Source organism: Deinococcus detaillensis, assembly GCF_007280555.1.
Taxonomy (GTDB): domain Bacteria; phylum Deinococcota; class Deinococci; order Deinococcales; family Deinococcaceae; genus Deinococcus; species Deinococcus detaillensis.
The window spans coordinates 54177-67657 of record NZ_VKDB01000012.1; the positions used below are offsets into that span (position 1 = coordinate 54177).

Annotated in this window: 13 protein-coding genes; 10 read left to right on the plus strand and 3 right to left on the minus strand. The window is 64.0% G+C overall.

Annotated elements, in window-relative coordinates:
• Nucleotides 1-95: 95 nt before the first annotated feature.
• Nucleotides 96-1826 carry a dynamin family protein gene (locus FNU79_RS11565; RefSeq protein WP_143720992.1) on the minus strand — a complete coding sequence of 577 codons (1731 nt, stop codon included), beginning with the start codon at nt 1824-1826 and terminating at the stop codon, nt 96-98.
• 44 nt (nt 1827-1870) lie between these two features.
• Here FNU79_RS11565 and FNU79_RS11570 point away from each other — a divergent pair, with 44 nt between their 5' ends.
• Entirely contained in the window at nt 1871-2188 is a 318-nt protein-coding gene (locus FNU79_RS11570; protein WP_143720993.1) for a hypothetical protein, read from the plus strand.
• A gap of 10 nt (nt 2189-2198) precedes the next feature.
• Here FNU79_RS11570 and FNU79_RS11575 read toward each other — a convergent pair whose 3' ends face one another.
• The gene (locus tag FNU79_RS11575; protein ID WP_143720994.1) at nt 2199-2765 is read right to left on the minus strand and encodes a hypothetical protein; all 567 of its coding nucleotides are present in this window, start codon (nt 2763-2765) and stop codon (nt 2199-2201) included.
• Between the two features lie 131 nt (nt 2766-2896).
• Between FNU79_RS11575 and FNU79_RS11580 the strand changes: the two genes are divergently transcribed.
• The 6 genes from FNU79_RS11580 (at nt 2897) to FNU79_RS11605 (ending at nt 8483) form a co-directional block, all read left to right on the plus strand.
• Complete coding sequence (locus FNU79_RS11580; RefSeq protein WP_143720995.1) at nt 2897-3922, plus strand: alpha/beta hydrolase; 1026 nt, start codon at nt 2897-2899, stop codon at nt 3920-3922.
• Nucleotides 3923-4013: 91 nt separating this feature from the next.
• Nucleotides 4014-4748, plus strand: a complete 735-nt coding sequence (gene cdaA / locus FNU79_RS11585; protein WP_225430033.1) for a diadenylate cyclase CdaA — start codon at nt 4014-4016, stop codon at nt 4746-4748.
• Nucleotides 4749-4761: 13 nt separating this feature from the next.
• Nucleotides 4762-5706 (plus strand): CdaR family protein, encoded by a 945-nt coding sequence (locus FNU79_RS11590; RefSeq protein ID WP_185974691.1) that lies wholly within the window; start codon nt 4762-4764, stop codon nt 5704-5706.
• Nucleotides 5703-7154, plus strand: coding sequence for an ATP-binding cassette domain-containing protein (locus tag FNU79_RS11595; protein ID WP_143720998.1), 1452 nt, complete (start codon nt 5703-5705; stop codon nt 7152-7154). Before FNU79_RS11590 ends, FNU79_RS11595 begins: the two co-directional genes overlap by 4 nt.
• A gap of 72 nt (nt 7155-7226) precedes the next feature.
• Entirely contained in the window at nt 7227-7985 is a 759-nt protein-coding gene (locus FNU79_RS11600) for a cupredoxin domain-containing protein (protein WP_143720999.1), read from the plus strand.
• A gap of 45 nt (nt 7986-8030) precedes the next feature.
• Nucleotides 8031-8483 (plus strand): CHRD domain-containing protein, encoded by a 453-nt coding sequence (locus FNU79_RS11605; RefSeq protein ID WP_143721000.1) that lies wholly within the window; start codon nt 8031-8033, stop codon nt 8481-8483.
• A 66-nt stretch (nt 8484-8549) separates the two neighbouring features.
• On the opposite strand, the gene FNU79_RS11610 is transcribed toward FNU79_RS11605, so the two are convergent.
• Nucleotides 8550-9422, minus strand: coding sequence for a DUF4384 domain-containing protein (locus FNU79_RS11610; RefSeq protein ID WP_143721001.1), 873 nt, complete (start codon nt 9420-9422; stop codon nt 8550-8552).
• A 174-nt stretch (nt 9423-9596) separates the two neighbouring features.
• Here FNU79_RS11610 and clpS point away from each other — a divergent pair, with 174 nt between their 5' ends.
• The 3 genes from clpS to FNU79_RS11625 all read left to right on the plus strand — a co-directional run bounded on the left by clpS (nt 9597) and on the right by FNU79_RS11625 (nt 13423).
• Nucleotides 9597-9935: an ATP-dependent Clp protease adapter ClpS gene (clpS, locus tag FNU79_RS11615; protein ID WP_164473455.1), complete on the plus strand. Its 339-nt coding sequence runs from the start codon at nt 9597-9599 to the stop codon at nt 9933-9935.
• Nucleotides 9936-9992: 57 nt separating this feature from the next.
• Nucleotides 9993-12185 (plus strand): AAA family ATPase, encoded by a 2193-nt coding sequence (locus tag FNU79_RS11620; RefSeq protein ID WP_143721002.1) that lies wholly within the window; start codon nt 9993-9995, stop codon nt 12183-12185.
• Nucleotides 12186-12283: 98 nt separating this feature from the next.
• Nucleotides 12284-13423 carry an ABC transporter substrate-binding protein gene (locus FNU79_RS11625; protein WP_143721003.1) on the plus strand — a complete coding sequence of 380 codons (1140 nt, stop codon included), beginning with the start codon at nt 12284-12286 and terminating at the stop codon, nt 13421-13423.
• Nucleotides 13424-13481 lie beyond the last annotated feature (58 nt).

Here is a 13481-nt window from a genome sequence, read left to right on the forward strand (position 1 = left end):
GTAGAATGCCCGATCTCACTTTCGCCTTACAACTTCACCAAAAACCCGGTGGATTCATTGCATTTTACTTTTTGTAGTCAAAATGCAGCGGCTCATCAGATTGGAAACTGCTGAACTTCATTTTTGAGTTGCTCTAATCTTGCCTGCAACTCACCGCTGCGCTGCTCGGCCCGCGTGAGGCGGCTTTGCTCCTGCTGGGTAAACTGGGTAAACGGCAAGGTGGCGTCACTCAAGCGGGCGTCGGCGCGTTCCTGCTCGCGCTGGTACTCGCGCCGCACGATGCTGTCTAAACTCTCGCGCAGAGCGGCCAGGCGGGTGCGGAGTTGCCGCAGAGCCGCCAGCCGCTTTTGGGGCAGCACGAACAGCCCGAGGCTCCCAACGGTCAGGAAGGCCAGCACGCCGGTAAAGTCGGCCAGCGCTCCGCCGAGGGCCAGCGCCGTGACGGTGCCGATCGCCACTCCGCCCGCGCCGAAGCCGATCACGCCTTTCAGGGCGTCCTCGGCGTCCTGCGAGAGCTGGCGCATCAGGGCTTCCTGGGTGCCCTCGGCCAAGTGGCGCTGAGCGCTGCCAGAAATGCCCTCGACCAGCGCGGCGCGGTCATACGAAAAGCGGGGGCGGTTCAGATTTTGCCCTGTCTCGGACGGCTGCTCGACTTGGCGGCGCGTCAAGTCGGCCTGCACGTCTTCCCAAAAGTGCAGATTGCTTTCCACGAAGCGGTCGATCATGCTGCCGAACTGCTTTTCGATGGCTTCCGGCAAATCGGCCACCGCCTCTCGCTTAAAGGTGGCCTCCAGCTCGCGGGCGTTGACCAGCTGGCGCACGTTGCCGATTCGCAGGGCTTTGTCGATGAACTTGTCGGCCCGCACCTCAAATTCGCCCAACAAGCAGTTCATCCGGTTGAGCTGCCCGTCGAGTTCGGCCTGCATGCTGCCGTGATGACGCTCGCGCTGCTCCTCCAAGCGGGTCAGGGTGGACAGATCAATTTTGAGGGCGCGGCGGGCTTCGGCAGAGCGGACATTCTCCGCACCCAGCAGTTCGGCGGCCACCCCCAGCGGCGAAGCCAGCTTGAGGCGGGTGCGCTCGGTTTCGGATAAGCGCATCTTGAGCACCTCGCGCAGGGCAGCGAATCCGGCGTCGCCGCCGCGCTGCTCGGCTCTCGCTGAGACCAAAAAGGTCGGCGGCGTCAGGCCCAGCGTGGCCCGCGCTCCACTTTCCACAAAAGCGCGAACCTGCTCACGGGCCTCAGCAGTTTCAAGCAGATCGGCTTTGTTGACCACCATGATGACGCTGCGGCCCCAGCGCCTCACCAGTTCCAGAAATTGCCGCTCCGACTCGGTGAAAGGCCGGTCAGCGCTGGTCAGAAACAACACCAGATCGGCGCGGGGCAAGAAGCCTTCGGTGAGCGCCTGATGCTGGCGGATGATGGCGTTGGTGCCGGGGGTATCGACCAGCGCCACGCCTTCGAGCACGCTCAGCGGCACCCGCAGACGGCTGACGAACGGATCACTGGTGGCTTCCATCTGGCCTTCCAGTCCGTCCCTTTTCTCGCCGTGCAGCAGCACATAAATCCGGTCGGTGGTGGGCGTCACGCCTTCGGGCAGCACCTGATCGCCCAAGAGGGCATTGATGAAACTGCTCTTGCCCGCGTTGAACTCGCCCACCACCACCAGCAAAAAGGCTTCGTCGAGGTTGCGAACACTCTGGCGGGCCTGCTCGGTGGCGGCGCTCGGGGCACCTTGCAACTCTAAAAAGGCTTGCAGGTCGGCCAGCAAGGTGCGCTCCCGCGTCAGCAGGTCTTGAACTTGGGCGGTGACGAGGAGGGTCATACTGTTTAGTTTAAGCGCTGAGCGCTTTTTGCTAGCCTGCACCCATGAGCGACGACCAAATCCCCGCGCCTTACCACCGCGTTCCGGAACAAGAAGTGCTGGGCATTCAGTTCACCCTTGAAGACATGGACGAGATGCGCTTTGCCCGCGTGCTGCGCGACATCACGCAGGATCCGGCTTTTGCCGTGCCGCTGCAAGTCCGGGTTCTGGAGCCTCGCTCCGGCATAGACGGGCAGGTGACGCTGGCCTTTTTGCCCCAGGACCGCGAGAAAGCCAGTGCGGCGGTGCAGCGCCTCAAAACCATTTTGCTGCGCTACGGCGCACAGGTCGATCACATTCGGATGCCGGACAAGGAAGTTTAGAGCAGTCTGCTCAGCCTTGCCCCTGCATCCGCTGTAAGCCCACCTCAATCAGTTTTTCTCCGGCGGCGCTCACATCACCTGAAAGCTCAGCCGCGCCGGTAAATTTCATGCCCACCACCAGCAATTCTAGGGGGCCAATCGGCTGGGGTTCATCGCCGCCGGGCGGAAAAGGCCCGTGCTTGGGAAGATGAATGACGATGATGCCGTTGCCGCAGTAGTCGTCCACGAAACGCCGGATCATGTCGCTGCCGTAGGCCCGCAGACTGGCCCCGGCCTCCTTGGGCAAAGCGGCCGCCAGCATCTCCAAGTGATCCACCCGGTCAAGTATCACCTCGGCCAGCGCGGAGGCGGCGGCCCACCGCGGCGGGAGCGGCTGCGGATTGAGCGTCACAGCCCGCCAAGGCTCCGGTTGCAACCCCATCACGTGGAGTTTGTCCCGCGCCTGCCGGATGACTGGCCCCCAAGGGCCACGCGGCTCATTGGAGTCGTCGGGGTTGGGATAGCCAGTCAGCGCACCCACCAAAGAAAAGAGGGCCTGGCGGGAAATGTTGATGTTCTCAGAGCGTTGCTGCTGCATAAAGTCTCCTCTAATCGGCAAGAAGGGCGGCTGGAACCAAGGATTCCCGGACGCCCTGAACTTAGTCCAGCAGGCATCAAAAGCCCGTCAAACTTCTGTCAAAGACAGCTGACTGCTCTAGACTCCCCTTTATGGCCGTTTCCGTTGCAGGCACCCACGTCACCTTCACCCCGCCCACAGGCGCAACCGCGCTGCTGGGCGATTTCACCGACTGGCTCAAGCAGCCGCCGCTGCCGGTGGTGGGCGGCCAACCCATCACCCTGACGCTGCCGCGCGGCGCATGGGTGGAATACGCTTGGCTGGACGCGGCAGGCCAACCGTTTGCCGATCCCGACAATTCGCAAAAGTCGCTCAATCCGTGGTGGAATTACCCCCGCGCCGCCGAAGTGGGCGAGTACCCGCGCCACTGGCTGTGGCAAGGTGACGCGACCAACAACCCTGCCCAGCGCGGCGAAGCGCACCGGATGGCCTGGGAAGGCCGGGTCTTTTCGGGCAAGCGCCGGGGCTACGTCTACACCCCGCCGGGCTATGACGCGGCCCGCAGCTATCCGGTGTACTACATCCAAGACGGCGTGGCGTTTTACCGCACCGGCAAGCTGAGCGAACTGCTGGATAGAGCGCTGGTACGAGACTTGATTGATCCGGCCATCCTAGTTTTCGTGGAGCCGCTCGACCGCAACGCCGAGTATTACCTGAATGAGCGCTACTTCGACTTTTTGCAGAGCGAAGTGCTGGAGCAAGTCGAGCAGCGCTTTTCGGTCAGCCGCGAGGCCGCTGGGCGCGGGCTGTGGGGCGCGTCGCTGGGCGGCCTGATCAGCCTTTACACCGCCTGGCAGCACCCCGACGTGTTCAGCAAAGTCATCAGTCACAGCGGGGCCTTCATTGCCGCGCCAGATGGCAGGCAAGGCAGCACCATTGACACCACGTCGGCGGGCGAGTGGCTGCGCGAGCAACTCCAGCTCAGGCCGCCGACAGACCTCCAGCTCAGCCTCGATACCGGCACGCTGGAATGGCTGCTCTCGCCCAACCGCCGGATGGCCGCCGCGCTGCAAGACCTGAATATTCGCCATCAGTACCGCGAATACCCCAGCGGCCACAACTGGGTGACGTGGCAAAACGCTTTGCCGGAAGCGCTGCTGTATATGCAGGGCCGCTAGGTATACAAGGCCGCTAACTGCTCCTACCCGGCCCCTTTGCCAACCTTCTCAGAGGGCCGCCCCGTATAGTGGCGGTGTAGGGGTTCTGACTGTGCTACTCACCACATCTCTCAAAGACTTGCTGGACATCGTGCTGGTGGCGACGCTGTTTTATCAGGGGTACATGCTGCTCAGCGGCACCCGCGCCGTCAACGTGCTGCGCGGCGTGCTGGTCTTTGTGCTGGCGTGGGCCGTGTCCAATTTCTTGCAGCTCACGGCGCTCAACTCGCTCCTCGGGCGCATCGCTCCAGTGGGCCTGTTTGCGCTGGTGGTGGTGTTTCAGCCCGAGTTGCGGGCGGCTTTGGAGCAGATCGGGCGCACCCGCGTGCGCGACGTGGGAGCCAGCGGCGCGGCGCTGCAAGACATCTCGCGGGCGATGGAGCGGATGGCCGAGCGCAAAACCGGAGCGCTCATCGCTATCGAGCGCCGCACGCCGCTGGGCGAGTACGCCGCCACCGGGGTTAAGCTTGACGCCCAGATCAGCGCTCCCTTTATCGAGGCGCTGTTTGCCCGCAACGCCCCGCTGCACGACGGCGGCATGATCGTGCAGTCAGGCCGGGTGCTGGCCGCCGCCTGCCTCTTTCCCCTCCAGGCCAGCGACGGCATCTACCGGCGCTACGGTACCCGCCACCGCGCCGCGATTGGTCTATCGGAACTCACCGACGCGGTGGTGCTGGTGGTCAGCGAGGAGCGCGGCAGCATCCGGCTGGCGACTGGTGGGCGGCTGAGCGCTGATTTGACCGGCGCGGAACTGCGCGACCGCCTGCGCGAGTTGGTGTACGAATGAAATGGAGAACGCCGTGAGCCGCCCTGCCCTGAGTGTGAACCGGGTTTCCCACTTCGTGCGCTACTGGTGGCAGCGCCTGCTGCACAACTTGCCGCAGAAGTTTCTGGCGCTGCTGCTGGCCTTTGCGCTGTGGTTCGTGGCCACCGAAGACCGCCGCGCCAGCATTCAGCAAAATTTTAGTGTGGCCGTCGACGTGCGCGACACCACCGGGGGCAGCGAAAAACGGGCGGTCAGCGGCCTGAATCCGGCCAGCGTGATCGTGACCCTCAGCGGTAGCCGCCAGCGCCTCGCGGCCCTGAATGCCAGCGATATTCAGGCGTTCGTGGACATCACCGACTTGCCCGACGGCGAATTCAGCCGCACCGTGCGGGTGGTCGGCCCCGACGCCACCCGCAGCCTCAAGGTCGCGCCGACGGTGGCGCAGGGCCGCATCGACGCCGAGCTGAGCCGCACCCAGCCGGTGATCCTCAGTGTCACCGCGCCGCCCAGCGACAGCGTGCCGAGGTACGTTCTCGCGCCGCGCCAGGTCACGGTCAGCGGGCCGAGTCAGGTGGTCGGCACCGTCGAGCGGGTGATTACCGAGCCGGTGACGCTCTCGCAGGGCAACCAGACCGAGGCCCGTTTGTTGGCGCTGGACGCCAAAGGCAAAACGGTGGACGTGCGCCTGACACCTTCGAGCATCACGGTGGACCGGATCGACAGCGGCAATTTGCCGATTCGCAGCGTGCCGGTCAGGCTCAGCGGGGTGCCGAGCAATCTGAGCGTGCTTTCGTCCAACGTCGAGCCGTCCACCGTGCGGCTGATCGGCCCCGCCGAGACGCTGGCCCGCATCAGTAGCGTGACCGCCAGCGTCGTCTACCGACCCGGCACCTTCAGCGCACAGCCCAGCCTGGTGCTGCCTGACGGTGTCCGCGCCCTTGACCGGGTGACGGTGCAGCTCACGGTGGCGGCCAAATGACGGCGCAGCGGGCCGAGGCCCGTCCAGAACAGCCGCTGGCCGAGTTGATCGGTGTCTCCACCGGACGCGGGGTGCCGCCGCTGCAAAACGTGACGTTTAGCCTCAGACCCGGTGAGGCGTGGCTCATTTCCGGCCCGAACGGCGGCGGCAAAAGCACTTTTCTTAAGTTGCTGCGCGGCGAGTTGTCGCCCACGCAGGGCAAGCGCAGCTATTTTCTGGGCGGTCAGCCACGAACGTCGGCGGTGCGGGCCATGAAAGCGCTGGCCCTCGTTTCGCCGGAGCAAGAAGCCTTTTACCTGACCCGCGACTGGGTGCAGACGGTGGCCGACGTGCTGCTCTCCGGTTACAGCGGCGACACCCTCAGGCTGTGGGAGGCTTCCCCCGAAGCGGCGGCGCGGCTGGCCGAAGTCTCGGCGCAAGTCGGCTTACAAGCATTGCTGGAGCGCGATTTTAGAACACTCAGTCACGGTCAGCGCCGCCGCGCTCTGCTGGGCCGCGCCCTGATGCCGCGCCCCGCTGCCCTGCTGCTCGACGAATTCACCGACGGCCTGAGCGTCACGGCCCGCAGGGAACTGCGCGGCGTGCTGGAGAGCGTGGCGGCGCAGGGGGTGGCGGTGGTGCTGGTCACGCACCGCCCTGAAGAAGCGCCCCAGTTGGCCTGGAAACACGCCCACATCGCCGCCGGAAAACTGATTGTGGACGCGCCGCCGCCTGCCTTGCCCAGCCGACCCGCCGCCTTTGAATTGACTGCGCCCGCCCAAGAAAAGGGCCGTGTTCTGGTGCAACTCGAACAGGCTGAGGTCTACCGCAACGGCCACCACGCCCTCGGCCCCATCACTTGGACGTGGCGCGAAGGACAGCACTGGCTGGTGACCGGCGAAAACGGCTGCGGCAAAAGCACCCTGGCCCGTTTGGTGGCCGGAGAATTTCACCCGGCGCTCGGAGGCCGGGTCAGCCGACCTTTCCTGAGACGCGATCTGCTCAGCGAGCGCCAGCAGCACATCGGCCTGCTGGGAGCCGAACTCGCCATTCGCCAGCGCCGCGACTGGAGCGGCAGAGAAGTCATCGGCTCGGCTTTTGGCGGCACCGAGGGGTTTACCCACCCGCTGAGCGCCGAGCAGCAGGAGCAGGTCGAAGGATTGGCCGAGCGCCTCGGAGCCGCCGACCTGCTCAGCCGCTCCGCCGAAACGCTGTCGCAGGGCCAACTCCGGCGGCTGCTGCTGGGCCGGGCGCTGATTCACCGCCCCAAACTCCTGATCGTCGACGAGGGGCTGGACTTTCTGGACGTCGCCGCCCGAAAAGAGGTGCTGGCCCTGCTCGGCGAGATGATGGCGGGCGGCACCCACCTGCTGGTGATCGCCCACCGCGAGGAGGACGCCCCGGTAGGAATGACGCACCATTTGAAGTTGGAGGCAGGACGGGTGGTGGGGCTTTTGCCGAGTCCTTGAGACAAGCTTTATTTTTTGGCCCCGACATCCAAGCGAGTACAATCAGGCGTATTACTCACTGAGGTCACTCCTATGCTGCCCAGGTTATTTGCCCGTATCCTCGTTGGTTGTGCCGCCCTGAATCTGGGCTTCTCGCTGGCCGCGCCCGCCGCCGTTTATCCGTTCCGTCACAATCTGCCCCCCACCCTTGAGCCTCAGGCTGCCGGTCAACTGACGGTGCAGACACTGGCATCTGGGCGCACCGAATCGCTGCTGAGTCTCAGCGGCCTGACGCCCCAGACCGCTTACATGGCCCACTATCACGCGCTGGGCGCTCAACCCGGGGCCTCGGCGTGCGACTCTGACGGCCCGGTGACGTTGGGATTTCCCGCCTTCAAAGCTGACGCGCAGGGGCGGGCCAGCGTCAAGCTGAGCGCCGCGCCGAATGTGCTGGCCGGCAACGCGGGCGCGTATGTCAATGTCCACCTGGCGAGTGACCCGGCCAGCGTGCCGCTGTGCGCCGCCGTACTCAAGGTCGCCGTACTGAATGGCAAGGCCGCGCCCGTGAATGCAAAGGCCGCGCCCGCGCCGGTCAGCTTGCAAAAGATCAGCATCATCGACAATGCCTTTCGCCCGCCTACCCTCAGTATCAAGGTGGGCGACACCGTGACCTGGACGCACGACGGCCAGATTACCCACAACGTCAAATCCACCACCGCCGCCGGCCCTCAATCCGGAGACCTGCACCACGGCGATACCTACAGTTTTACCTTCAAACAGGCGGGCACGTATTTGTTTTACTGCTCGTACCATGAAGGCATGAGCGGGACCATCACTGTGACCAACCGCTAACAGCGGGCGTCAAATGCACCGAGATTCAGAGAAGACAAGGAGATTATGATGAAAGCAAGCAAAGTTATTTTGGGAATGGCGGCCATGTCGATGCTGGGATCGTGCGCCATGATGATGGCCAAGCCCACCACCTACACCTTCAAGCACAACGCAGTGGCAGCGGATCCGTCGGCGATGGGCACGGCGGCCGTCATGGCCGATAGCGCCGGCATGAGCAAAACCACCCTGACCCTCAGCGGCCTGACGCCCGGCAAAGCCTACATTGCCCACTACCACGCCTTCGGCCCGGATTCGAGCACTAATCCGTGTGCGTCTAACGGCCCCGTCAGCGTCGGGTTCCCCAACTTCACCGCTGACGCCGCCGGAAGCGCCACGGTGATGCTGAGCGCCGACATGACCAAGATCGCCGGTGACATGGGCGCTTACATCAACGTCCACTACGCCAGCGATCCCAGCGTCGTGCCGGTGTGCGCCGCGATCAAAATGACCAAGGGCTAAGCACCCGCCAAAGGTAAAGGTGGCCTCCCACAAGTTGGGGAGGCCACCTTTACCTTTGAGCTTAATTCAGCGGCGAATAATCTGCACGTCGAACTTGCCGCCGCGCACGCTGATGATCAGCTGGGCGCTGTCGTCGCCTTGAAAGCGGGCGTTGACGGTGTTGCCGCGCTCGTCACGGTTGACCAAGCGGTAGCCCTTGCTTTGCAGTTCGTTGGCGTACTGGATGTAGATCTGAGCGGTGGTCTGCTGGCTCTCGAACTGGGTGCGCCAGACGGGCTGGGTGTTCCAAGCCGGCAGCGTCACGACGGGCGAGTTGTAGACCGGAGCCGCGTTGCCGGTGGAGCCGTAGGCCACGTTGTAGTACGCCACGTCACTGATCCAGCTGTTCTGGGGAATCGGGTTCTGAACCGGGTTGACCACGATGCTCAGCGCCTGGGCGAGCTGCTGCTGGCCCTGCACGTTGCTCACGGCAAAGTTGCTCTGGCTGTCACTGAAGCTGGCAATCGAGGAGGTGTTGAGCGGGGTCAAGCTGGCCAGCGCCAAGACTTTGTTGAGGCCGTAGGGCGCGGCGATGTCGAAGGTGAACTGATCGCCGGCGGCCGGGAACGCCTTGACGGTGTTGGCCTTGACGAAGTTCGCGCCGCTGGCAAAGCGGTTGGGCAAAATCATGTCCACTTTGCCGTTGGGGTCAACGTTGAAGAGGTACACGTACGCGTCGCTGCTGACGCGGGTGTAGATGCGAATCTTGTCGTTGACCTTGTAGTTGGGCACCTTCGAGCCGGAGGTGTCGCGGTCCGTCCAGACCTGCACCGAGAGCGAGGCCGGAAGCGGGTTGACGATGATGCTCTGGGCACTGATCTTGGGCGCGGCGTGGGCGGGAGCGCTCAGGAGACCAAGCGAAAGGCCGAGGGTGACGGCGGAGATCAGGGTCTTTTTCATGTCCGCAGTGTGACGCGGGGCACTGACGCGAGCCTGACGCAGAGGGTCAAGGGAGGGGGGATAACTTCTCACGGCCTGGTCAGACAGCTCAGTCAGATGGCCCGGTCAGTTTGCTGGCCCGATACGTTGTGCTGATGCCATTGCCCAGCCGCGCAGGGGGGTAGCATGCAGGCAATGACCCGCCGCACGCCCGCCGATCCCCGTTTCAACGACCAGTCCAATACCCAAACCCTGGAGCGCACCCAAATTACCCGCCCGCGCCTGTACCGGGTGCTGCTGCTCAACGACGATTACACGCCGATGGAATTCGTGGTGATGGTGCTGGGCCGCTATTTCCGCAAGTCGGACAGCGACGCCGAGATGATCATGCTGGCCGTTCACCGCAAGGGGCAGGGCGTGGCCGGGGTGTATACCCGCGAAGTGGCCGAAACCAAAGTGGCGCAGGTCATAGAGCACGCCCGCAGCGAAGGCTATCCGCTGCGGGTGGTGGCCGAGCCGGAGCCGAGCGCGTAAAGCAGCTTCACTTTTCTTCTCTCCAAACTTTATTCACAGCGCCCCCGAGGACACCCCATGCTTGCCCAACCCTTCCGCAACACCCTCCAACGCGCCGCTGACCTCGCCGCTGAGCGCAGCCACGAATACGTCACGCTTGAGCACCTGCTGTATGCCCTGACCGACGACCCCGACGCCAGAAACGCGCTGAGCGCCAGCGGCACCGACTTGGAGCGTCTCAAAGCCGATTTGAATGAAGTGCTGGCGACTTTTGAGACTGTCGATGAAGCCCCCGAGCTGACGTTCACGGTGCAGGAAGTGGTGCAAGACGCCATCTTGCAGCGCCACGCCAGCGGCAAGGGCAATCAGGACGTGACCGGCGACCTAGTACTGGTGGAACTGATGGAGCAGCCCGACAGCTTCGCCCGCGCCGCGTTGGAAGCTCAGGGCGTGACCCGTCTGGCGCTCTTGGAGTACGTGAGTCACGGCGGCAACGGGGAGAAGGAAATCGCGGGGATAGACGGAATGGCCCCCGAAGCTGAGACGGTTCAAGACCCGCTGGCCGCTTACACCGCTGACCTGACCCAGCAGGCCGAGGACGGAGAGCTTGACCCGGTGATTGGCCGCGAGAACGAGCTGACGAGAATGCTGCACATTCTGGCCCGCCGCAGCAAAAACAATCCGGTGCTGGTGGGCGAGCCGGGCGTGGGCAAAACCGCGCTGGCCGAGGGGTTGGCACAGCATGTGGTGAGCGGCAAGGCTCCAGGCTTCCTCAAAGGGGCCCGCATCTACGCCTTGGACATGGGCGCACTGATCGCCGGAACCCGCTACCGGGGCGACTTCGAGCAGCGCCTCAAGGCCGTGCTGAGGGCGCTGGAAGGCCAGAATACCGTGCTGTTTATCGACGAACTCCACACGCTGGTCGGGGCCGGAGCCACCGAGGGCGGCAGCATGGACGCGGCCAACTTGCTCAAGCCCGCGCTGGCGCGTGGGAGCCTACGGGTGCTGGGCGCGACCACGCCGCAGGAGTTGCGCCACCTCGAAAAAGACCGTGCCTTGTGGCGGCGCTTCGGTGTGGTGGATGTGCCGGAGCCGAGCGAGGCCGACGCGCTAGACATTTTGCGGGGGCTGCAAAGCCGCTACGCCGAACACCACAAAGTCAGTTACAGCGACGCCGCACTAGACGCCGCCGTGAAGCTCTCGGCCCGCTATATCCGCGACCGCTTTTTGCCCGACAAGGCCATTGACGTGATCGACGAGGCGGGGGCAGCCCGCTCGGTGCGCGGCGAGGGCGGCGAGATCAGTGAGGCTGACATCGAGGCGACGGTGGCCCGCATCGCCCGTGTGCCGGTGGGACAAGTCAAGGCCGAGGAAGTGCAGTCATTGGCGACGTTGGAAACCGATCTGAGCGCTCGCGTCTACGGCCAAGACGCCGCCGTGAAAGCCATTGCCAGCGCCGTCAAGCTGGCCCGCGCTGGCCTGCGTGATCCGCGCAAACCGCAGGGAGCCTTTTTGTTCGCAGGACCAACCGGGGTGGGCAAAACCGAACTGGCCCGCGCCCTCGCTGAGCGGCTGGGCGTGGAACTGCTGCGGTTCGACATGAGCGAGTATCAGGAGGCGCATACGGTGGCACGACTCATCGGTGCGCCTCCCGGCTATGTGGGCTTTGATCAGGGCGGCCTGCTCACCGACGCGATTGCCAAGCAGCCGCACGCCGTGTTGCTGCTCGACGAAATTGAAAAGGCCCACCCCGACGTTTACAACCTGTTTTTGCAACTGCTCGATCACGGCACCCTGACCGACCACGCGGGCAAGAAGATCGACGGGCGCGGTTTGATGGTGCTGTTTACCACCAACGCCGGAGCCGCCGACGCCTCGCGGCCCGCGTTGGGGTTCGGGCGCACGGGCCGCGAGGGTGAGCTGATGGAAGCGGTCAAACGCAGCTTCGCGCCGGAGTTCCGCAACCGCCTCGACGCGGTGATTCCCTTTGCCGCGCTCTCAGAAACGGTGATGACGCAGGTGGTGGACAAGTTCCTGGCCGAGTTGGACGCCCAACTTGCGGAGCGCAGCGTCACCCTGAGCGTCACACCCGCCGCCCGCGCCCTGATCGCCAAGCTCGGCTACGACCCGGCAATGGGCGCTCGTCCGCTGGCCCGCGTGATTGAGGACAAGCTCAAGCGCCCGCTGGCTGACGAGCTGCTGTTCGGGCGCTTGAAGGGCGGCGGCGCGGTGACGGTGGGCGTCAAAGACGGAGAGCTGATTTTGCGGTAAAGGCGGCCCAAACTAACACCCGTTAGGTTATACTTCCTTCATCCACAGTTCAGCGGCGGGCACACTCACCTTGGCCGCGCTTACCCGCAAGGAGATTCATGAAACGCACCCTACTGTTTTCCCTGACCGCCCTTCTTTTGACCAGTGCCAGCGCCGAAATCCGCATCGGCGTGATTATCAGCGCCACCGGCCCCGCCGCCAGCTTGGGCATTCCCGAAAAGAACACGGTGGCCCTGCTGCCCAAGAAAATCGCCGGGCAAGACGTCACTTACATCATCCTCGACGACGCCTCCGACACCACCACCGCCGTTACCGATGTCCGCAAGCTGATTCAGGACAACAAAGTCGATTTGATTATCGGCACGACCACCACGCCCGCCAGCCTCGCCATGATCGACGTGGTGGCGCAGGCCAAAGTGCCGATGATCAGCCTCGCGGCCTCCGAGAGCATCATCAAGCCGGTGGACGACAAGCGCAGTTGGGTCTTTAAAACGCCGCAGACCGACGCGATCATGGCCGCCGCCATCGTGGATCACATGGCCAAAAACGGGGTCAAGACGGTGGGATACATCGGCTTCAACGACGCTTACGGCGAAGGCTGGTTTGCCGAACTCCAGAAAAACGCCGCTGCCAAGGGCATCAAAATTGTGGCCTCCGAGCGCTACAACCGCACCGACACCAGCGTCACGGCGCAGGCGCTCAAGGTATCGGCAGCCAAACCCGACGCCGTATTGATCGGCGCTTCGGGCGTGCCGGGCGTGCTGCCGCAAAAAGCGCTGCGTGACCGGGGCTTTACCGGCAAAATCTACCAAACGCACGGCGTCGCCAACCCTGACTTCCTGCGCGTGGGCGGCAAGGATGTGGAAGGCGCGATCTTGCCCGCCGGCCCGATTTTGGTGGCCGACCAACTCCCCGACACCAACCCCAACAAGAAAGTCGGCCTGAGCTACGTCAACCAGTACGAAGCGGTCTACGGCAAAGGCTCAGTCAGCACCTTCGGGGGGCATATGTACGACGCCGGCCTGATTTTGCAAAAGGCCATTCCCAAAGCGCTCAAAGCTGCCAAACCCGGCACGCCCGAGTTCCGCGAGGCGCTCCGCACCGCCATCGAAGGCACCCGCAACGTCATCGGGGCGCACGGCATCTTCAACATGTCGGCCACCGATCACCTCGGCCTCGACGCCCGCTCCCGCGTGATGGTCGTCGTGCAAGACGGCACTTGGAAACTGCTGAAGTAATTGGATGTCAAAAAAGAGGCGGCTTTCGGGCCGTCTTTTTTGAATTTTGGAGGGGGAA

What these genes read in the sequence shown, in the direction of transcription:
- FNU79_RS11565 (WP_143720992.1), bottom strand. Translation starts at nt 1,826, where the DNA reads ATGACCCTCCTCGTCACCGCCCAAGTTCAAGACCTGCTGACGCGGGAG.
- FNU79_RS11570 (WP_143720993.1), top strand. Translation starts at nt 1,871, where the DNA reads ATGAGCGACGACCAAATCCCCGCGCCTTACCACCGCGTTCCGGAACAA.
- FNU79_RS11575 (WP_143720994.1), bottom strand. Translation starts at nt 2,765, where the DNA reads ATGCAGCAGCAACGCTCTGAGAACATCAACATTTCCCGCCAGGCCCTC.
- FNU79_RS11580 (WP_143720995.1), top strand. Translation starts at nt 2,897, where the DNA reads ATGGCCGTTTCCGTTGCAGGCACCCACGTCACCTTCACCCCGCCCACA.
- FNU79_RS11595 (WP_143720998.1), top strand. Translation starts at nt 5,703, where the DNA reads ATGACGGCGCAGCGGGCCGAGGCCCGTCCAGAACAGCCGCTGGCCGAG.
- FNU79_RS11600 (WP_143720999.1), top strand. Translation starts at nt 7,227, where the DNA reads ATGCTGCCCAGGTTATTTGCCCGTATCCTCGTTGGTTGTGCCGCCCTG.
- FNU79_RS11605 (WP_143721000.1), top strand. Translation starts at nt 8,031, where the DNA reads ATGATGAAAGCAAGCAAAGTTATTTTGGGAATGGCGGCCATGTCGATG.
- FNU79_RS11610 (WP_143721001.1), bottom strand. Translation starts at nt 9,422, where the DNA reads ATGAAAAAGACCCTGATCTCCGCCGTCACCCTCGGCCTTTCGCTTGGT.
- clpS (WP_164473455.1), top strand. Translation starts at nt 9,597, where the DNA reads ATGACCCGCCGCACGCCCGCCGATCCCCGTTTCAACGACCAGTCCAAT.
- FNU79_RS11620 (WP_143721002.1), top strand. Translation starts at nt 9,993, where the DNA reads ATGCTTGCCCAACCCTTCCGCAACACCCTCCAACGCGCCGCTGACCTC.
- FNU79_RS11625 (WP_143721003.1), top strand. Translation starts at nt 12,284, where the DNA reads ATGAAACGCACCCTACTGTTTTCCCTGACCGCCCTTCTTTTGACCAGT.